Annotated in this window: 15 protein-coding genes; all 15 read left to right on the top strand. The window is 72.2% G+C overall.

Annotation, left to right across the window (positions count from 1 at the left end; translation table 11 throughout):
• The first annotated feature begins 43 nt into the window (after positions 1-43).
• The 15 genes from dnaJ (at position 44) to Z164_RS0108920 (ending at position 19,944) form a co-directional block, all read left to right on the top strand.
• On the top strand, positions 44-1,177 hold the full coding sequence (gene dnaJ / locus Z164_RS0108990) for a molecular chaperone DnaJ (protein ID WP_024890376.1): 1,134 nt from the start codon (positions 44-46) through the stop codon (positions 1,175-1,177).
• A gap of 43 nt (positions 1,178-1,220) precedes the next feature.
• On the top strand, positions 1,221-2,132 hold the full coding sequence (gene pdxY / locus Z164_RS0108985) for a pyridoxal kinase (RefSeq protein WP_024890375.1): 912 nt from the start codon (positions 1,221-1,223) through the stop codon (positions 2,130-2,132).
• Complete coding sequence (locus Z164_RS0108980; protein WP_024890374.1) at positions 2,129-3,250, top strand: prephenate dehydrogenase; 1,122 nt, start codon at positions 2,129-2,131, stop codon at positions 3,248-3,250. Before pdxY ends, Z164_RS0108980 begins: the two co-directional genes overlap by 4 nt.
• A 73-nt stretch (positions 3,251-3,323) precedes the next feature.
• Complete coding sequence (gene dapB / locus Z164_RS0108975) at positions 3,324-4,040, top strand: 4-hydroxy-tetrahydrodipicolinate reductase (RefSeq protein ID WP_024890373.1); 717 nt, start codon at positions 3,324-3,326, stop codon at positions 4,038-4,040.
• Positions 4,041-4,220: 180 nt separating this feature from the next.
• Positions 4,221-5,372: a glutamine-hydrolyzing carbamoyl-phosphate synthase small subunit gene (gene carA / locus Z164_RS0108970; RefSeq protein WP_024890372.1), complete on the top strand. Its 1,152-nt coding sequence runs from the start codon at positions 4,221-4,223 to the stop codon at positions 5,370-5,372.
• Positions 5,369-5,764 carry a four helix bundle protein gene (locus Z164_RS0108965; protein WP_236621780.1) on the top strand — a complete coding sequence of 132 codons (396 nt, stop codon included), beginning with the start codon at positions 5,369-5,371 and terminating at the stop codon, positions 5,762-5,764. Before carA ends, Z164_RS0108965 begins: the two co-directional genes overlap by 4 nt.
• 16 nt (positions 5,765-5,780) lie before the next feature.
• Positions 5,781-9,029: a carbamoyl-phosphate synthase large subunit gene (gene carB, locus Z164_RS0108960; protein WP_024890370.1), complete on the top strand. Its 3,249-nt coding sequence runs from the start codon at positions 5,781-5,783 to the stop codon at positions 9,027-9,029.
• Positions 9,026-9,499 carry a transcription elongation factor GreA gene (gene greA / locus Z164_RS0108955; RefSeq protein ID WP_024890369.1) on the top strand — a complete coding sequence of 158 codons (474 nt, stop codon included), beginning with the start codon at positions 9,026-9,028 and terminating at the stop codon, positions 9,497-9,499. Before carB ends, greA begins: the two co-directional genes overlap by 4 nt.
• A gap of 42 nt (positions 9,500-9,541) precedes the next feature.
• Positions 9,542-10,492 carry a hypothetical protein gene (locus Z164_RS0108950; protein ID WP_043689642.1) on the top strand — a complete coding sequence of 317 codons (951 nt, stop codon included), beginning with the start codon at positions 9,542-9,544 and terminating at the stop codon, positions 10,490-10,492.
• Positions 10,489-12,222: a single-stranded-DNA-specific exonuclease RecJ gene (recJ, locus tag Z164_RS0108945; protein ID WP_024890367.1), complete on the top strand. Its 1,734-nt coding sequence runs from the start codon at positions 10,489-10,491 to the stop codon at positions 12,220-12,222. The genes Z164_RS0108950 and recJ overlap by 4 nt, the downstream gene beginning before the upstream one ends.
• A 135-nt stretch (positions 12,223-12,357) precedes the next feature.
• Entirely contained in the window at positions 12,358-13,704 is a 1,347-nt protein-coding gene (locus Z164_RS0108940) for a pre-peptidase C-terminal domain-containing protein (RefSeq protein ID WP_152540899.1), read from the top strand.
• 117 nt (positions 13,705-13,821) lie between these two features.
• A protein-coding gene (gene prfB / locus Z164_RS0108935; protein WP_152540898.1) for a peptide chain release factor 2 occupies positions 13,822-14,950 on the top strand; the annotation gives its coding sequence in 2 pieces (ribosomal slippage) (positions 13,822-13,896 and positions 13,898-14,950; 1,128 coding nt in all).
• A 135-nt stretch (positions 14,951-15,085) separates the two neighbouring features.
• Positions 15,086-16,612: a lysine--tRNA ligase gene (lysS, locus tag Z164_RS0108930; RefSeq protein ID WP_024890364.1), complete on the top strand. Its 1,527-nt coding sequence runs from the start codon at positions 15,086-15,088 to the stop codon at positions 16,610-16,612.
• Positions 16,613-16,707: 95 nt separating this feature from the next.
• Positions 16,708-17,766 (top strand): response regulator, encoded by a 1,059-nt coding sequence (locus tag Z164_RS0108925; RefSeq protein ID WP_024890363.1) that lies wholly within the window; start codon positions 16,708-16,710, stop codon positions 17,764-17,766.
• Positions 17,767-17,775: 9 nt separating this feature from the next.
• Complete coding sequence (locus Z164_RS0108920; protein ID WP_024890362.1) at positions 17,776-19,944, top strand: ATP-binding protein; 2,169 nt, start codon at positions 17,776-17,778, stop codon at positions 19,942-19,944.
• Positions 19,945-19,948: the final 4 nt, after the last annotated feature.

Genomic DNA, 19,948 nt, shown 5'->3' with positions numbered 1-19,948 from the left:
TCGTTTCCCTGGGTCCCCAGTCCCGAGTCCCGAGTGCCGCCGCATGAGCAAGCGCGACTACTACGAAGTCCTGGGCGTGTCCCGCGGCGCCAGCGAGGATGAGCTGAAGAAGGCCTACCGCCGCTGCGCGATGAAGTACCACCCGGACCGCAACCCCGGCGACGCCGCCGCGGAGGCCGCGTTCAAGGAGTGCAAGGAGGCCTACGAGGTCCTGTCCGACGGCGGCAAGCGGCGGATGTACGACCAGTACGGGCACGCAGCCTTCGAGCACGGCATGGGCGGCGGCAACGCCGGCCCGGGCGGCTTCGGCGGCCCGGACATGGGCGACATCTTCGGCGACATCTTCGGCAACATCTTCGGCGGCGGTTCGCGCGGCGGCCCGAGGCGCGGGGCCGACGTCGGCTACGTGATGGAGCTGGACCTGCGCGAGGCGGTGGCCGGCGCCGAGAAGCAGATCGAGGTGCCGACGCTGACCACCTGCCGCAGTTGCGACGGCAACGGCTCCGAGGACGGGCGCATCGAGACCTGCGGCACCTGCCACGGCCGCGGCCAGGTCCGCATGCAGCGCGGCATCTTCACCATGCAGCAGACCTGCCCGCACTGCGGCGGGCGCGGGCAGGCCATCGTCAACCCGTGCAAGACCTGCCACGGCGCCGGTCGCGTCGAGGAAGAGAAGATCCTCTCGGTGAAGATCCCCGCCGGCGTGGACAACGGCGACCGCATCCGCCTGGCCGGCGAGGGCGAGGCCGGGCCCGCCGGCGCCCCGCCCGGCGACCTGTACGTCGAGATCCGCGTGCGCCCGCACGACATCTTCGTGCGCGACGGCGACGACCTGCACTGCGAGGTGCCGATCCGCATCTCGCAGGCCGCGCTCGGCGACGTGGTGCGGGTGCCCACGCTCGACGGCGAGGCGGAGATCCGGGTGCCCGCCGAGACCCAGAGCGGGCGCGTGTTCCGGCTCCGCGACAAGGGGGTCAAGTCGGTGCGCAGCCGCCACCGCGGCGATCTGTACTGCAAGGTCGTGGTGGAGACCCCGGTCAACCTCACGCCCGAGCAGCGCGAGCTGCTGGAGAAGTTCGAGGCGACCTTCGTCGGCGACGGCGCGCGACGGCATTCGCCGCGATCGAGCACCTTCGTGGACGGGGTGCGCAGCTTCTGGGACCGGATGACATCTTGACCACGCGCGGCGCGACCCGCGGGGCGGGCCGTAGAATGCCGCGATGAACCCAGCCCCCCAGGACAGCCATCTGGTGCACGGCCGCCGGCAGCGCCCGGACGGGCCGGCGCCGGTCGACGTCGTCTCGGTGCAGTCGCAGCTGGTCTACGGCCACGCCGGCAACAGCGCCGCCGTGCCGCCGCTGCGCGCGCTCGGCCTGCGGGTGGCGGAGATCCCGACCACGCTGCTCAGCAACACGCCGTTCTACGACACCCTGCGCGGCCGCATGCTGCCCGCCGACTGGCTGGCCGACCTGCTGCGCGGCGCCGGCGAACGCGGGCTGCCGCAGCGCGCGCGGGCGCTGGTCTCGGGCTACTTCGGCACCGTCGGCAACGGCGAGGCCTTCGCCGACTGGCTGGAGGCCACGCTGCCCGCCGCGCCGGCGCTGCGCTACTGGCTGGACCCGGTGATCGGCGATACCCACACCGGCCCCTACGTCGAGCCCGGGCTGGAGCGGGTCCTGGTCGAGCGCCTGCTGCCGCGCGCCTGGCTGCTGACCCCGAACGCCTTCGAGCTCGGCCGGCTGAGCGGGCGTCCGGCGCTGGGGCAGGCGCAGGCGCTGGACGCCGCGCGGCGGCTGCTGGAACGCGGGCCCGAATGGGTGCTGGCGCACAGCGTCGCCGGCGAGCCCGGGCGGCTGGTGACCCTGCTGGTCGGACGCGAGGCGGCCTGGCGCTGGACGACGCCGTACCTGCCGGTGGACGTGGCCGGCACCGGCGACGTGCTGCTGGCGCTGGCGCTCGCGGCGACGCTGCGCGGCGAGGCGCTGCCGCAGGCGGTGTCGTTCGCGCTGGCCGGGGTGCACGGTGCGCTGGAGGCGACGCTGGCCGCCGGCTACGAGGAATTCGACGTGCAGGCCGCGGCGCCGGCCGCGCTGGCCGATCCCGGCCGCTTCCCGGCGCAACGGCTGGCATGAGCGTTCCGGCGCGACCGACGATCGGCATCGTCGGCAGCGGCGGCGCCTACGGCCGCTGGCTGGCCGGGTTCTTCCGCGCGCGCATGGGCCTGGAGGTACTGGGCCACGACCCGGCCGATCCCGCCTCGCGAACGCAGGCCGAACTGATCGAGCGCGCCGACGTGCTGCTGTTCTCGGTACCGATCCGCCGCACCGTCGGGATCGTCGACGCCTGGCGCGAGGCCGCGGGCGGGCGCGAGGCCGGACGGCTGTGGCTCGACGTCACCTCGATCAAGGAGGCGCCGGTGGCGGCCATGCTGCGCTCGCGCGCGGAGGTGGCGGGCCTGCACCCGATGACCGCGCCGCCCAAGGCGCCGACGCTGAAGGGGCGGGTGCTGGTGCTGTGCGAGGCGCGGCTGTCGCGCTGGCGAGGCTGGCTCGACGGGCTCGCCGAGGCGCTGGAGGCGCAGTGCGTGCGCACCGATCCGGGCCGCCACGATCGGGTGATGGCGCTGGTGCAGGCGCAGGTGCATGCGCTGCACCTGGCCCAGGGCGTGGCGATCCGCCGCCACGCCGCCGACCTCGGCGGGCTCGCCGGGCTGATGCCGTTCCGCTCGGCCTCCTTCGAGCTGGACGCGGCGACGATCGCGCGCATGCTGTCGTTGAACCCGGCGATCTACGAGGACATCCAGTTCGGCAATCCGCACGTGCCGGCGGCGCTGGCGGCGCTGCGCGACGAGCTGGGCACGCTGCAGGCGCTGGTGGCCGACGGCGGCGAGGCGGCGCGGGCGCGCTTCCGTGCCGAGGCGCTGGACGCCTCGCGCGCGGCCTTCGCCGACGCACTGGCCGAGGGCAACCGGACCTACGAGCGGGTCGGCTACCTGCTCGCCGACCTGGCCGATCCGGTGGCGCTGGCGGTGTACCTGCCCGAGGACCGGCCCGGCTCGCTGCGGGCGCTGCTGGCCGCCTTCGAGCGCCACCGGCTGAACATCGGCTCCATCCATTCCTCGCGCACGCCGGCCGGGGAGGTGCATTTCCGCGTCGGCTTCGCCGCCGGGGTGGACCGGGCCGCGCTGGACGCGGCGGTCGCCGCGATCGACGGCGAAGGCATCGGCCGGGTGATCGAGCGCCGCGGTTGATCGCGGCGTCGGCCTGCCGCAGCCTATGCGGCCCGGCCGCGCGTCCGCCGCGGCCCGCGTCCCGGAGCCCGACATGTCCAACCCGCCGATCCGCCTGCTGATCCACGGCGCCACCGGCCGCATGGGCCGCGCCCTGTTGCGCCTGGCGGCCGAGCGCGAGGACGTGCAGGTGGTGGCCGCGGTCTCGCGCCGGGTGGAGCAGCGCGTCATCGACGGCGTGCCGCGCTTCGCCGCCAGGGAGCTCGCCGGCGCGCCGGCCTTCGACGCGGCGATCGACTTCAGCCTGCCCGACGGCTTCGACGGCGTGCTCGCCCAGTGCGTGCAGCGCGGCGCCGCCTTCGTCTCCGGCACCACCGGGCTGGCGGATGCGCAGCGCCAGGCGCTGGAGGCGGCCGCCGCGCGCATCCCGGTGCTGTGGGCGGCCAACTTCAGCCTGGGCGTGGCGGTGCTCAACGCGCTGGTCGAGCGCGCCGCGCGCGAGCTGCCGGGCTGGGACTGCGACATCGTCGAGAGCCACCACGTGCACAAGCAGGACGCGCCCTCCGGCACCGCGCTCGCGCTGGGCGCGGCGGCGCAGCGCGGCGGCGCCGCGCCGCGCTACGCCAGCCTGCGCGCCGGCGACATCGTCGGCGAGCACCTCGTGCAGTTCGCCGGGCTCGGCGAACGCGTCGAGCTGATCCATCGCGCCACCGACCGCGACGTGTTCGCCCGGGGCGCGCTGACCGCGGCCGCGCGCGTGGCGGCCATGCCGCCGGGGCGGTACGCCATGGCCGACCTGCTGGGCGCCTGAGCGCGCGCCGTCCGGCGACGCGGGCGTTTTCTTTTGCCCGCCCGGCCGGTAAAATTCCCGCTCGCCTGAACACACCGCCCCGGACTGGTTCCCGACCACGTCCGAGGTTTTTTGCAGCCCGTCGCCGCCGCAAGGCGGGGCGAGGGCGGTGCAGGGTCTCCTCCACACAAGGCGAACGCCGTGACCCAACCCGCAATCCTCGCGCTCGAAGACGGCACCGTCTTCGAGGGCGTTTCCGTAGGCGCCGACGGCCTTTCGGTCGGCGAGGTGGTCTTCAACACCGCCATGACCGGCTACCAGGAGGTGGCGACCGACCCCTCCTATGCGCGCCAGATCGTCACCCTGACCTACCCGCACATCGGCAACACCGGCTGCACCGACGAGGACGACGAGGCGGCGCGCGTGTGGTCGGCCGGCCTGATCGTGCGCGACGTGCCGCGCCGCCCCAGCAGCTGGCGCAGCCGCGCCGCGCTGCCGGACTGGCTGGCCGCGCGCGGCATGGTCGCCATCGCCGGCATCGACACCCGCCGGCTGACGCGCCTGCTGCGCGAGCGCGGCGCGCAGAACGGCGCGTTGATGGCCGGCGAGATCGATGCCGAGCGCGCGATCGAGGCCGCGCGCAAGTTCCCCGGCCTGAAGGGCATGGACCTGGCGCAGGAGGTCAGCACCCCCGAGCGCTACACCTGGCGCGAGGGCACGCTGGATCTGGACGCGGGCGGCTGGACGCGGGCCGAGCCGCGCCTGCGCGTGGTGGCCTGGGACTTCGGCGTCAAGCGCAACATCCTGCGCATGCTGGCCGAGCGCGGCTGCGAGGTGATCGTGGTGCCGGCGCGCACCGGCATCGACGAGGTGCTGGCGCTGTCGCCCGACGGCGTGTTCCTCTCCAACGGCCCCGGCGATCCGGAGCCCTGCGACTACGCCATCGCCGCGATCCGCGCCTGCATCGAGAAGAAGATCCCGACCTTCGGCATCTGCCTGGGCCACCAGCTGCTGGCGCTGGCCGCCGGCGCGCGCACCGCCAAGATGGCCAACGGCCACCACGGCGCCAACCACCCGGTGCAGGATCTCGACAGCGGCAAGGTGCTGATCACCTCGCAGAACCACGGCTTCGCGGTGGACGAGTCCACGCTGCCGGCCAACGTGCGCGTCACCCACCGCTCGCTGTTCGACGGCACCAACCAGGGCATCGCCCTGACCGACGCGCCCGCGTTCTCGTTCCAGGGCCATCCCGAGGCGAGCCCCGGGCCGCACGACGTGGCGCCGTTGTTCGATCGGTTCGTGCGATCGATGGAGGCCAGAGGCCAGGGGCCGGAGGCCAGGGAAAAAGCGTGAGCGGGATTCGCAACTACCGGGATCTGGAGGTGTGGCGTCTCGGAATGGAACTCGCCGCTTCGGTGTACCGGGTCACCGCGACCTTTCCGGCGTCCGAACGGTACGGTCTCGTTTCCCAGTTGCAGCGTTGTGCCGTATCGATTCCTTCCAACATCGCCGAAGGTCACGAGCGTGATTCGACACGGGACTTCCTGCGTTTCCTGTCGATGACCCAGGGTTCGCTCGCCGAACTCGAAACCCAGCTGATGCTCGCCGCCGAACTGGATCTGACGCGCTCGACGGACATTGAACCGCTGCTTGCGGTTGCCGCCGAGCTCGGGCGCATGCTCAACGGTCTGCAGTCGAAGCTGCGTACCCGACTGTCTCCTCCCTCTCTGGCCTCTGGCCTCTGACTCCTGGCCCCTGCTCATGCCCAAGCGCACCGACATCCAGACCATCCTCATCATCGGCGCCGGCCCGATCGTCATCGGCCAGGCCTGCGAGTTCGACTACTCCGGCGCGCAGGCGTGCAAGGCGCTGCGCGAGGAAGGCTTCCGCGTGGTGCTGGTCAATTCCAACCCGGCCACGATCATGACCGACCCGGAGACCGCCGATGCGGTCTACATCGAGCCGATCAACTGGCAGACGGTCGAGAAGATCATCGCCAAGGAGAAGCCCGACGCGCTGCTGCCGACGATGGGCGGGCAGACCGCGCTCAACTGCGCGCTCGACCTGGCCGATCACGGCGTGCTCGAGAAGTACGGCGTCGAGCTGATCGGCGCCAAGCGCGAGGCCATCCGCATGGCCGAGGACCGCGAGCTGTTCCGGGTGGCGATGCAGGAGATCGGGCTGGAGTGCCCGAAGGCCGAGGTCGCGCGCTCGTTCGAGCAGGCGGTGGAGATCCAGGCCCGGGTCGGCTACCCGACCATCATCCGCCCCAGCTTCACCCTCGGCGGCTCCGGCGGCGGCATCGCCTACAACCGCGAGGAGTTCGAGGAGATCGTCAAGCGCGGCCTGGAGCTGTCGCCGGTGGGCGAGGTGCTGGTCGAGGAGTCGGTGCTGGGCTGGAAGGAGTTCGAGATGGAGGTGGTCCGCGACACCGCGGACAACTGCATCATCGTCTGCTCGATCGAGAACCTCGATCCGATGGGCGTGCACACCGGCGACTCGATCACCGTCGCCCCGGCGCAGACGCTCACCGACAAGGAGTACCAGCGCCTGCGCAACGCCTCGATCGCGGTGTTGCGCAAGATCGGCGTGGACACCGGCGGCTCGAACGTGCAGTTCGGCATCAACCCGGAGACCGGCCGCGTCGTCGTGATCGAGATGAACCCGCGGGTGTCGCGCTCCTCGGCGCTGGCCTCGAAGGCCACCGGCTTCCCGATCGCCAAGGTCGCGGCCAAGCTGGCGGTCGGCTACACCCTCGACGAGCTGAGAAACGAGATCACCGGCGGCAAGACCCCGGCCTCGTTCGAGCCCTCGATCGACTACGTGGTCACCAAGATCCCGCGCTTCGCGTTCGAGAAGTTCCCGCAGGCCGATGCGCGGCTGACCACGCAGATGAAGTCGGTCGGCGAGGTGATGGCGATGGGCCGCACCTTCCAGGAATCGGTGCAGAAGGCGCTGCGCGGGCTGGAGACCGGCAAGGTCGGCTTCGACCCGACCGGCCTGGACCTGGGCGACGCCACCGACCTGACCACCCTGCGCCGCGAGCTGCGCGAGCCCGGCCCGGAGCGGCTGTTCCACCTCGCCGACGCCTTCCGCGCCGGCCTGGACGTGGAGGAGGTGTATTCGCTCTCGTTCGTCGATCGCTGGTTCCTCGACCAGATCGAGGAGATCGTGGCCACCGAGCGCGAGGTCGCCGCCGACGGCATCGACGCGCTCGATGCGCCGCGCCTGCGCGCGCTCAAGCGCATGGGCTTTTCCGATGCGCGCCTGGCCCAGCTGCTGGGCACCGACGAACAGGCCGTGCGCGCGCTGCGCCGGGCGTTCGGCGTGCGCCCGGTCTACAAGCGCGTGGACTCCTGCGCGGCCGAGTTCGCCACCGACACGGCCTACCTGTATTCGACCTACGAGGACGAGTGCGAAGCGGCGCCGAGCGATCGCGAGAAGATCATGGTGCTCGGCGGCGGGCCGAACCGGATCGGGCAGGGCATCGAGTTCGACTACTGCTGCGTGCATGCCGCGCTGGCGCTGCGCGAGGACGGGTTCGAGACCATCATGGTCAACTGCAACCCGGAGACGGTCTCCACCGACTACGACACCTCCGACCGCCTGTACTTCGAGCCGCTGACGCTCGAGGACGTGCTGGAGATCGTCGAGCTGGAGAAGCCGAAGGGCGTGATCGTGCAGTACGGCGGGCAGACGCCGCTGAAGCTGGCGCGCGCGCTGGAGGCCAACGGGGTGCCGATCATCGGCACTTCGCCCGATTCCATCGACCTGGCCGAGGACCGCGAGCGCTTCCAGCAGCTGGTCGAGAAGCTCGGCCTGCAGCAGCCGCCCAACCGCACCGCCCGCAACCCGGAGCAGGCGCTGGCGCTGGCGCGCGAGATCGGCTATCCGCTGGTGGTGCGCCCCAGCTACGTGCTCGGCGGCCGCGCGATGGAGGTGGTGCACGCCGATGCCGATCTGGCGCGCTACATGCGCGAGGCGGTCAAGGTCTCCAACGACTCGCCGGTGCTGCTCGACCGCTTCCTCGACAACGCCGTCGAGGTGGACATCGACGTCATCGCCGACCGCGAGGGCCAGGTGCTGATCGGCGGCGTGATGGAGCACATCGAGGAGGCCGGCGTGCACTCGGGCGATTCGTCCTGCTCGCTGCCGCCGTACTCGCTGTCGGCGAAGACCCAGGCGCGCCTGCGCGAGCAGGTGGTCGCGCTGGCGCGCGCGCTCGACGTGGTGGGCCTGATGAACACCCAGTTCGCGGTGCAGACCGGCGAGGACGGCGAGGAGCGGATCTTCCTGCTGGAGGTCAACCCGCGCGCCTCGCGCACGGTGCCGTTCGTGTCCAAGGCGATCGGCCGGCCGCTGGCCAAGATCGCCGCGCGCTGCATGGCCGGTCGCACCCTGGCCGAGCAGGGCGCGACCGCCGAGGTGGTGCCGGCGTACTTCTCGGTGAAGGAAGCGATCTTCCCGTTCGCCAAGTTCCAGGGCGTGGACCCGATCCTCGGCCCGGAGATGCGCTCCACCGGCGAGGTGATGGGCGTGGGCCGCAGCTTCGGCGCGGCGTTCGCGCGCGCGCAGGAAGCGGCCAGCATCAAGGCGCCGCCGGGCGAGGGCAAGGTGTTCGTCTCGGTGCGCGACCCCGACAAGGCGCGCGTGCTGCCGGTGGCGCAGGAACTGGTGCGGCGCGGCTACGCGATCGTCGCCACCCAGGGCACCGCGGCCTGGCTGGACGCGCACGGGATCGCCTGCGAGCGCATCAACAAGGTGACCGAGGGCCGCCCGCACGTGGTCGATCTGATCAAGAACGGCGAGATCGCCTACATCGTGAACACCACCGAGGGCAAGCAGGCGATCTCGGATTCGTTCTCGATCCGCCGCGAGGCCCTGCAGCACCGGGTGACCTATTCGACCACGATTGCCGGCGCCCGGGCCTTGCTGCATTCTCTGGACTATCGCGGCAGCGGCCCGGTGTGGTCGCTGCAGGAACTGCACGAGGAACTGAAGACGCCATGAGAGCCCCCCTCACCGTCCAGGGCGCGCAGCGCTTGCGCGCCGAGCTGGAAGAACTGAAGTCGGTGAAGCGCCCCGCGGTGATCAACGCGATCGCCGAGGCGCGCGCCCACGGCGACCTGAAGGAGAACGCGGAGTACCACGCCGCGCGCGAGCAGCAGGGCTTCATCGAGGGCCGCATCAAGCAGCTCGAGGGCGAGCTGTCGCATGCGCAGATCATCGACGTCTCCACGCTGAACGCGGGCTCGAAGATCGTCTTCGGCGCGCGCGTGGAGCTGGAGGACGTGGAGAGCGGCGAGGTCACCCGCTACCAGATCGTCGGCGACCTGGAGGCCGACATCAAGCAGGGCCTGATCGCGATCTCCTCGCCGGTGGCGCGCGCGCTGATCGGCAAGCACGAGGGCGACAGCGTGACCATCGAGGCGCCCGGCGGCACCCACGAGTACGACATCGTCTCGGTCGCCTACGGCTGACCGCGCGAGCCGCATGCCCGCCTCCCGCAGCCGACGCCCGCGATGCCCCCACCGCGGTTGACCCTGCTGCTGCCCGCCGGCGAGGCCTTCGGCGCGCAGCGGCTGCCGGCGCCCCTGGCCGCCGCGCTGGGCCGCGCCGACCGCCTGCCCGATGCCGAGCCCGGCGAGCCGGCGCAGTTGCGGCGCCACATCGAGGTGCTGCCGCACGGCTGGCCGGTGGCGGCGCTGACCCGGCAGGAGGACGCCGGCGACGCCGCGGGCGCGACCTGGCTGCGCGCCGACCCGGCCTGGATCCGGCCCGACCTCAACGGCGCGCGGCTGCTGGCCAGCGGCGAGGCGCTGCAGCTCGCGGCCGAGGAGGCCGACGACCTGCTGCGGCCGCTGAAGCCGCTGTTCGGCGATGCCGGCGCGCCGATCGACGCGCCGGCGCCCGGGCGCTGGTACCTGCGGCTGGCGCCCGGCGCGCGGCCGCCGGCGTTCGCCGCGCCCGACGAGGCGCTGGGCGCGGACGTCTTCGAGCACCTGCCCGACGCCGGCCCCGAGAGCCGGCGCTGGCGCGCCCTGCTCAACGAGGCGCAGATCCTGCTGCACCATCACCCGCGCAACGCCGAACGCGCCGCGCGCGGCCTGCCGCCGGTGAACTCGCTGTGGTTCTGGGGCGGCGGCGCGCTGCCCGAGCGCGTGCGCAGCCTGTCCGCGCGCGTGCTGACCCGCGACCGGGCGCTGGCGGCCATCGCCCGCGCCGGCGGTGCGCAGGCGTCCGCGCCGCCGCCGGCGCTGGCCGCCGTGGAGGCCGACACCCTGGTCGACCTGCGTACCGAACGCGATCTGCGCACGCTCGCCGGCGACTGGCTGCAGCCGGCGCTCGACGCGCTGCGCGGCGGCGGCCTGGCCGCGCTCCGGCTGGACCTGGCCGACGGCCGCGGCTTCGCGCTCGCCGCGCGGCAGCGCTGGCGGGTGTGGCGGCGCCCGCGGCCCGGCCTTGATCCGTGAGCCCGCGCCGGAAGATCCGCCGGCGCCCGGCCGGCGATACCGGCCACTGGCCCGCCGACGTGCTGCCGCTGCTGCGGCGCGTCTACGCCGCGCGCGGCGTGCGCGATCCCGCGCAGGCGCGTCCGCGCCTGGCGCAGTTGCCGCCGCCGGATACGCTCACCGGCATCGCCGACGCCGCCCGCCTGCTGGCCGACGCCATCGCCGGCGGCGGCCGCATCCTGGTGGTGGGCGACTTCGATTGCGACGGCGCCACCGCCTGCGCGGTCGCGGTGCGCGGGTTGCGCATGCTGGGCGCGCGCGACGTGGTCCACGCCGTCCCCAACCGCATCGCCCACGGCTACGGGCTGTCGCCGGCGCTGGTGGACGAACTGGCCGCGCTGGGTCCGCAGTTGCTGGTCACCGTGGACCACGGCATCGCCTGCCACGAGGGCGTGCGCGCGGCCAAGGCGCGCGGCTGGCAGGTGCTGGTCACCGATCACCACCTGCCCGGGCCGACGCTGCCGCCGGCCGATGCGATCGTCGATCCGAACCTGCCCGGCGACGCCTTCTCCGGCAAGAGCCTGGCCGGGGTGGGGGTGATCTTCTACGTGCTGCTGGCGCTGCGCGGGGTGCTGCGCGCGCGCGGCGCCTTCGATGGCCGCGAGGTGCCCGACCTGCGCACGCTGCTGGACCTGGTGGCGGTGGGCACCGTCGCCGACCTGGTGGCGCTGGACGCCGGTAACCGCGCGCTGGTCGGGGCCGGCCTGCAGCGGTTGCGCGCCGGCCAGGGCTGCGCGGGACTGCGCGCGCTGATCGAGGTCTGCGGGCGCGACGCCGCGCGGCTGACCGCGACCGACATCGCCTACGCCATCGGCCCGCGCCTCAACGCCGCCGGGCGCCTGGAGGACATGGCGATCGGCATCGAGTGCCTGCTGTGCGACGAGCCGGCGCGCGCGCTGGAACTGGCGCGGCTGCTCGACCGCATCAACGCCGAGCGCCGCGACGTGCAGCAGACCATGGTGGACGCCGCGGAAGCGGCGCTGGCGGCGCGGCCGCTGGCGTTCTCGGGCGAAGCGCCCGCGGCGGTCTGCCTGTTCGATCCGGACTGGCACCCGGGCGTGGTCGGGCTGGTGGCCTCCAAGCTCAAGGAGCGCCTGCACCGCCCGGTGGTCGCGTTCGCCCCGGCCGAGCCCGGCGCCGGCCTGCTGCGCGGCTCGGCGCGCTCGATTCCCGGCTATCACGTGCGCGACGCGCTGGCCGCGGTACACGCCGCGCAACCCGGCCTGATCGAGCGCTTCGGCGGCCATGCCATGGCCGCCGGGCTGACCCTGCACCGCGATGCCTTCGGCGCCTTCGAGGCCGCGTTCTGCGGCCAGGCCGAGCGCGCGCTCGGCCCCGATCTGCTGCAGGCGGTGATCGACAGCGACGGCGCCCTCGAGCCGCACGAGTTCGACCGCCGCCATGCCGAGGCGCTGCGCGACGGCGGGCCGTGGGGGCAGGGCTTCCCGGAGCCGGTGTTCGACGGCGAGTTCGCGCTGCTCGACGCGCGCCAGGTCGGCCAGCGCCACCTGCGCATGCGGCTGCGGGTGGACGGCCGGCGCGAGCCGGTGGACGCGATCCACTTCGGCGGCTGGGCCGGCCGCGCGCCGCCGGGCCGGGTCCGGCTGGCCTACCGGCTGGCGCCCGACGACTACCGTGGCGGCGACGCGGTGCAGCTGGTGGTGGACTACCGCGAGGACGCCGCCCCTTAAGGACACGACCGGATCACACGCGCGGCGAATCCGGTCGCCGACCGCGTCGCGCTGTCGCCGGGGAGGCGGGGGCGTTAGAATCCCCCTGTTAAGGTCGCGCGCCATCCTGCCGCGGCTCCGCCAACGGAGAACGAAATGGGCATCCAGAAGGGATTGATGGCAGTGGCGCTGGCCGCCTGCCTGGCCGCCGGTGCGGCCAACACGGCCAGCGCGCAAGCGCCGGCCGCGCTGACGGTCGGCCAGCAGGTGCGCGGCGAGATCACCAGCGCCGATGCGGTGAACCACCGCGACGGCACGCGCAGCAAGCTCTACCGGATCGACCTGCAGGAAGGGCAGGGCGTGAACTTCAGCGTCGAGGGCGCGCTGCGCGCGCACCTGGCGCTGTTTCGCGACGGCGATCTGGTCCGCAGCTCGCCCGAGGGCCAGGAACGCGCCTCGCTGACCGTGCGCGCGCCCAGCACCGCGCGCTACACGCTCGCGGTCAGCGGGCAGGACGCCTCGTCCTACGGTCCGTTCACGGTCAAGGCCACCGCGCTCGAGGTCTACGACGGCAGCACGCTGAGGGCCGGCGCCTCGATCACCGACTGGGCCGACAGCGCCCGCCGCATCCCGCTGCAGATCGAGCAGGCGGGCCTGTACGCGATCCGCATGGCCTCCGACGAGTTCGACACCCTGCTCAAGCTGGAGGGCAACGGCCTCTCGCTCGAGAACGACGACGCCGGCGGTTCCAGCAACTCGCTGATCACCGCGCGCCTGGAGCCCGGTCGCTACACCCTCGTCGCCGACGGCTACGGCGGCAACATCGATGGCCAATACAGCCTGACCGTCGAGGAGCGCACGGTGCCGGAGGGCTCGCTGCTCGCCGAGGGCAGCGCGCTGGTCGCCGGGCGCCAGGGCTCGGCGCTCTACCAGGGCCGCGCGCAGACCTTCCGGATCGAGGTGCCGAGCCGGCAGCTGGTCACGCTGCAGATGCGCAGCGACGAGATCGATTCCTACCTGCGCCTCAACGGCCAGGGCGTGTCGCTGTCCGACGACGACTCCGGCGACGGGCTGAACGCCCGGATCACCGCGATCCTGGAGCCGGGCAGCTACACGGTGGAAGCCTCCACCGCCGGCAACGCCTCCACCGCCGGCCTGTTCACCCTCGACTACACGCTGGCCCCGGTGCCGCAGGGCGCGGGCGGCGGCAGCCTGACCGTGGGCGAGGCGCGCGACGCGCATCTGGTCGAGGGGCTGACCGATCGCTACACCGTGGACGTGCGCCGCGCCGGCGACTACATCGTCGAGATGACCTCCGGCGAGATCGACAGCTATCTGCGGCTGAAGCGCGGCGACGAGGAGGTGGCCTCCGACGACGACAGCGGCGGCTCGCTCAACGCGCGCATCGAGCAGAACCTGCCGGCCGGCACCTATGTCGTCGAGGCCAGTTCCGCGGTGGGCCCGCAGAGCGGCCCCTATCGCATCGTGATCCGTCGCCGCTGAGCGCGGGCGCGTTCGCGCAGGTCCGGCCCCGGCGGCCGGACCGCGCCCCGTCGCGCTGGGCCGCGGCCGGTGCGGTTGCTAGAATGCGCGGCCCAACACCGACGGCGACCGTCACCGATGATCGAACTCAATCCCGTCCGCCAGCGCATCGCCGACCTGCAGGGCCGGCTGGAAGCGCTGAGGGGGTTTCTTTGACTACGATGCCAAGCGCGAGCGCCTGGAGGAAGTAGAGCGGGAGCTGGAAGATCCCAGCGTCTGGAACGAGCCCGATCGCGCGCAGGCGCTGGGCCGGGAACGCTCCCTGCTGGACAAGACCGTCAACGGCATCCGCGACCTGCTCGAGGGCCTGCGCGGCGCCGGCGAGCTGCTGGACCTGGCCGAGGCCGAGGGCGACGAGGACACCGCGCGCGCGGTGGTCGAGGACGTGGAGCGCTACGCCACGGGCGTGGACAAGCTGGAATTCCAGCGCATGTTCTCCGGCGAGATGGATGCCGCGAACGCGTTCGTCGATATCCAGGCCGGCGCCGGCGGCACCGAGGCGCAGGACTGGGCCGAGATGCTGCTGCGCATGTACCTGCGCTGGGCCGAGAGCCGCGGCTGGAAGACCGAGCTGCTGGAGGTCTCCGGCGGCGAGGTCGCGGGCATCAAGTCGGCGACCTTCCGCGTCGAGGGCGACTTCGCCTACGGCTGGCTGAAGACCGAGACCGGCGTGCACCGGCTGGTGCGCAAGTCGCCGTTCGATTCCGACAACCGGCGCCACACCAGCTTCACCTCGGTGTTCGTCTCGCCGGAAGTGGACGACGACATCGACATCGACATCAATCCGGCCGACCTCAAGACCGACGTCTACCGCTCCTCCGGCGCCGGCGGCCAGCACGTCAACAAGACCGAGTCGGCGGTGCGCATCACCCACGTGCCCACCGGCATCGTGGTGGCCTGCCAGACCGAGCGCAGCCAGCACGCCAACCGCGACCGCGCGATGAAGATGCTGGCGGCCAAGCTGTACGAGCTGGAGATCCAGAAGCGCAACGCCGAGCGCGACGCGGTGGAGGCCACCAAGTCCGACATCGGCTGGGGCAGCCAGATCCGCAACTACGTGCTCGACCAGTCGCGGATCAAGGACCTGCGCACCGGCATCGAGCGCAGCGATACCCAGAAGGTGCTCGACGGCGATCTCGACGAGTTCGTCGAGGCCAGCCTGAAGGCGGGCCTGCAGGTCGGCGCCAAACGCACGGACGCCGCATGATGCGCTGAGCCGCGGACCGCGCGGTCCGCGCCCCGGCGAGGGGCGCGTTCGCCGGGCATCGGCTTCGTTCGTCGTTCAATCCGTGTCGCTCCGCGCCGATGCGCGGCCGAATCCCGCCTTCCCGAAATCCGACCCATGACCGAATCCACGCCCGACACGCCGCCGCACGACGAGAACAGCCTGATCGCCGAGCGTCGCGGCAAGCTCAAGGCGCTGCGCGAGCAGGGCATCGCGTTCCCCAACGACTTCCGGCGCGAGCAGTTCGCGGGCGAACTGCAGGCCGAGTTCGCCGATGCCGAGCGCTGGACCGCCGAGGCGCTGGAGGGGCTCGACCGGCGCGTCGCGGTCGCCGGGCGGCTGATGGCCAAGCGGGTCATGGGCAAGGCCAGCTTCGCCCAGATCCAGGACGAGTCGGGGCGCATCCAGCTGTTCCTGCAGGCCAACGCGCTGGGCGACGCCTACGCGGCCTTCAAGGGCTGGGACGTGGGCGACATCGTCGGCGTCGAAGGCGAACTCACCCGCACCCGCACCGGCGAGCTGTCGGTCAAGGCCACCGCGCTGCGGCTGCTGACCAAGTCGCTGCGGCCGCTGCCCGACAAGTGGCACGGCCTGGCCGACGTCGAGCAACGCTACCGCCACCGCTACGTCGACCTGATCGTGACCCCGGAGGCGCGCGAGGTCTTCGTCAAGCGCTCGAAGATCATCCGCGCCATCCGCGCCTGGCTCGACGCGCGCGGCTTCCTCGAGGTCGAGACGCCGATGATGCACTACATCCCCGGCGGCGCTACCGCGCGTCCCTTCGTCACCCACCACAACGCGCTGGACCTGCAGCTGTACCTGCGCGTGGCGCCGGAGCTCTACCTCAAGCGGCTGGTGGTCGGCGGGCTGGAGCGCGTGTACGAGATCAACCGCAACTTCCGCAACGAAGGCGTCTCGACCCGGCACAACCCGGAATTCACCATGCTCGAGCTGTACGAGGCCTACGCCACGTACCACGAGGTGATGGACCTGACCGAGAACGTGATCCGCGACACCGCGCGGACGGTGCTGGGCACCACCGAGGTCGAGTGGGACGGCGCGAAGATCGACCTCGGCCCGAAGTTCCGGCGCTGGCGCATGGACGAGGCGGTGCGCCACCACAACCCGGAAATCTCCGTCGCCGACTGCACCGACCGCGACGCCCTGGCGTGGCACTGCGAGCGGCTGAAGATCAAGGTCAAGCCGTCCTACGGCTGGGGCAAGCTGCTGCTGGAGATCTTCGAGGCGACCGTCGAGCACACCCTGGTGCAGCCGACCTTCGTCACCGCCCACCCGGTCGAGGTCTCGCCGCTGGCGCGCGCCAGCGATTGCGAGCCCGGCTACACCGACCGCTTCGAGCTGTTCGTCAACGGCAAGGAGATCGCCAACGGCTTCTCCGAGTTGAACGACCCGGAGGACCAGGCCGCGCGCTTCCGCGCCCAGGTCGAGGCCAAGGCCGGCGGCGACGACGAGGCGATGCACTACGACGCCGACTACATCCGTGCGCTCGAGTACGGGATGGCCCCGACCGGCGGCCTGGGCATCGGCATCGACCGCCTGGTCATGCTGCTGACCGGGGCCACCTCGATCCGCGACGTGCTGCTGTTTCCGTACATGCGCCCCGAAGCCGGCGACGGCGGCTGAGGGCCGGGAAAGCGGGGGCGGGGGGACTTGCCTGCGAGCACGGTCGCGGCGACCATGGGCCGCGGCGTCCGGATCGTGTCTTCGAGGAGTTCCCGGTGAACATCGTCATCGTCGACGACCAGACGTCCGCCCGCACCATGCTGCGCCACATCCTGGAGGACATCGGTCCCGAGCTGGAGGTGCTGGACTTCGGCGATCCCGAAGCCGCGTTGCGCTGGTGCCAGGAGAACCGGCCCGATCTGCTGCTGCTCGACTACCGCATGCCGGGCATCGACGGCCTCGAATTCGCCCGCCGCTTCCGCAAGCCGTTGCTGCACCGCGACGTGCCCATCGTGCTGGTGACCGTGGTCGGCGACGAGCCGATCCGGCAGGCGGCGCTCGATGCCGGCGTGATCGACTTCCTGGTCAAGCCGGTGCGCCCGCGCGAACTGCGCGCGCGTTGCCGCAACCTGCTGCAGCTGCGGCAGCATTCGGAATCGGTGAAGCAACGCGCGCTCTCGCTGGAACAGCGGCTGCTGTCGAGCATGCACGAGGTGGAGGAGCGCGAGCGCGAGACCCTGACCCGGCTGGCGCGCGCCATCGCCTACCGCGACGCCGGCACCAGCGCCAATCTCGAACGGGTCGCGCACCTGTCCGGACTCATCGCCGAGGAGCTCGGCCTGTTCGAGGACGAGGTGCGGATGATCGAGCTGGCCGCGCCGCTGCACGACATCGGCAAGATCGCCATTCCCGACGCGCTGCTGATGAAGCCCGGTCCGCTGACCCCGGAGGAGACCGCGCTCATGCGCCAGCATCCGCAGATCGGCTACGACCTGCTCTCGGGCAGCCAGAACCGCTTCATCCAGCTCAGCGCCAAGATCGCGCTGCGCCACCAGGAACGCTGGAACGGCAGCGGCTATCCCGACGGCCTGTCGGGCGAGTCGATCCCGCTGGAGGCGAGGATCGTCGCGGTGGCCGACGTCTTCGACGCCCTGATCTCCGAACGCCCGTACAAGCGCGCGTGGTCGCTGACCGAGGCGATCGACTACCTGCGCGAGAACCGCGGCGTGCTGTTCGACCCGCGCTGCGTCGATGCGCTGCTGCGCCATACCGACCACCTCGACGAGGTGGTGCGCCGTTTCGGCAAGTCGCGCCCGCGCCCCGATCTGCAGTAGGTTCCGGCGGTGATCCCACCCCTGAAATGGGTCGTATCGCGCCTGTCGCAGAGGCCGGATACGGAGCATGCCCAGGCGCTGGTGCGGCTGGGGCTGCTGTCGGTCGTGCTGGTGTTCCTGCTCTGGAGCGATTTCGTCGGTTCCAGGCCGCCCGCATACGGCCCGGTGATGGCGATGGTGGCGATCGGCTTCGCGGTCGGCGTGGCGCTGCTGTGCGCGATCCTGATCCGCCCCGGCCGTTCCGACCTCCGCCGCATCGTCGGCATGCTCTCGGACTACGGCCTGATGGGCGCGGCGATGGCGGTCATGGGCGGCCCGCTGGCCTGGGTGTACGTGCTGATCCAGTGGGTCACGGTCGGCAACGGCCTGCGCTACGGCAACCGGTACCTGTACGCCGCCATGATCCTGGCACTGCTGAGCTTCGGCAGCGCGGCGACGCTGAACGTCTACTGGCACCACAATCTCTCGCTGACCATCGGCCTGCTGGTGGGGCTGGTCGCGGTGCCGCTGTACCTGGCCAAGCTGCTGCGCGATCTGACCCTGGCCACGCGCGAGGCGATGCGCGCCAACGAGGCCAAGTCGCGCTTCCTCGCCAACATGAGCCACGAGTTCCGCACCCCGTTGAACGGGCTGGCGGGCGTGTCGGAACTGCTGGCCACCACCCGCCTGGACGCCGAGCAGCGCGAGTACCTGGCCACGATCCGCGCCTCCACCAGCAACCTGCTGGCGCTGGTGGAGGACGTGCTCGACATCTCCGCGATCGAGGCGGGGAAGGTCAAGCTGGTGGACAGCGTGTTCTCGGTCCGGGAGCTGATCCGCAGCATCGACCTGATCCTGCAGCCGGCCGCGCGGGAGAAGCGGCTCGACTACCGTTCCGAGGTCGCCGACGACGTCCCGGAGTGGGTGAACGGCGACGCCGCGCACCTGCGGCAGATCCTCCTCAACCTGGTCAGCAATGCGGTCAAGTTCACCCACGAAGGCTCCGTCCGGCTGAGCGTGGAAGCGGTCGGAGGCGAGGGATCGCTGGTGCGGCTGAAGTTCCTGGTCGCCGATACCGGCATCGGCATCCCCGAGTCCGCGCGCGAACGCCTGTTCGAGGCGTTCGAGCAGGTGGACACGACGCTGGCGAGGGGCTTCGGCGGCACCGGGCTCGGCACCAGCATCGCCAAGCGGCTGGCCGAGGCGATGGGCGGCAGCATCGGCTTCGAAAGCCGGGAGCGGTTCGGCAGCCGCTTCTGGGTCGAGCTGCCGTTCGCGGCCGTGGCCGCCGTGCCCGGGGCTGCGCCGGCAGGCCGCAGCGGCGCCGAAGGCGCCGCCACGGGCGAGAACGTGATCGCGTTCGGCGATGCGTTCCTGCGCCATCGGGCGCGGGTCAGATCCATGCACGTGCTGATCGCCGACGATCACGCCGCCAACCGGATGGTGCTCGAGCGCCTGCTGCAGAAGGCCGGACACGTGGTCTCCAGCGTCGCCGGCGGCGAGGAAGTGCTCGAGGCGGTGGCGCTACGCGACTACGACGCGATCGTGGTGGACCTGCACATGCCGGGGGTCAGCGGGCTCGACCTGCTCAACGAGTTCCGGGTCCTGCAGGCGGGCGCGCCGAAGACGCCGGTGATCGTGCTGAGCGCGGACGTCACCCCGGAATCGATCAGGAACTGCGAACGCGCCGGCGCCTACGCCTTCCTCGCCAAGCCGGTAGTCGCCACGAAGCTGCTCGACCTGCTCGCCGAGATCGCCGCCGCGGGCGCGCGCGGCACCGCCGCGAAGCAGGGCAGCGGCTTCGATCCGCCGGTCGCGGAAGGCGATGGGCCGGAGTCCGGCGCATTCGACGAATCCGTGCTCGAGGAACTCGCCGGTCTGGACATGGGCGAGCGGTTCCTCGAGAAGTTCGTCGGCCAGTGCCTCGAGGACGCCGATGCCTCGCTCGACCGGCTCGAACGCGCCGCGCGCGAGGAAGACTGGGATGCGGTGCGCGACCATGCGCACGCGCTCAAGGGCGTGGCCAGCAACCTGGGCCTGAGCGCATTGGCGGCGGCCTCCGGCGACGTGATGAAGACCGCCGGATGGCAGCTGCGGCGGGAATGGCCGCGGCGGCTGGAGGCGCTGCGCGGCCACCTCGCCGGCGGGCGGGGCCTGTTGGTCGCGCGCGGCCACGCGAGCGCCGCGCGCGACTCGTGAGCCC

Origin of the sequence: Luteimonas huabeiensis HB2, from assembly GCF_000559025.1 — a bacterium.
Lineage (GTDB): Bacteria > Pseudomonadota > Gammaproteobacteria > Xanthomonadales > Xanthomonadaceae > Luteimonas > Luteimonas huabeiensis.
The sequence above is the reverse complement of the archived record's forward strand: the minus strand, read 5'-3'. Positions and strand labels throughout refer to the sequence as shown.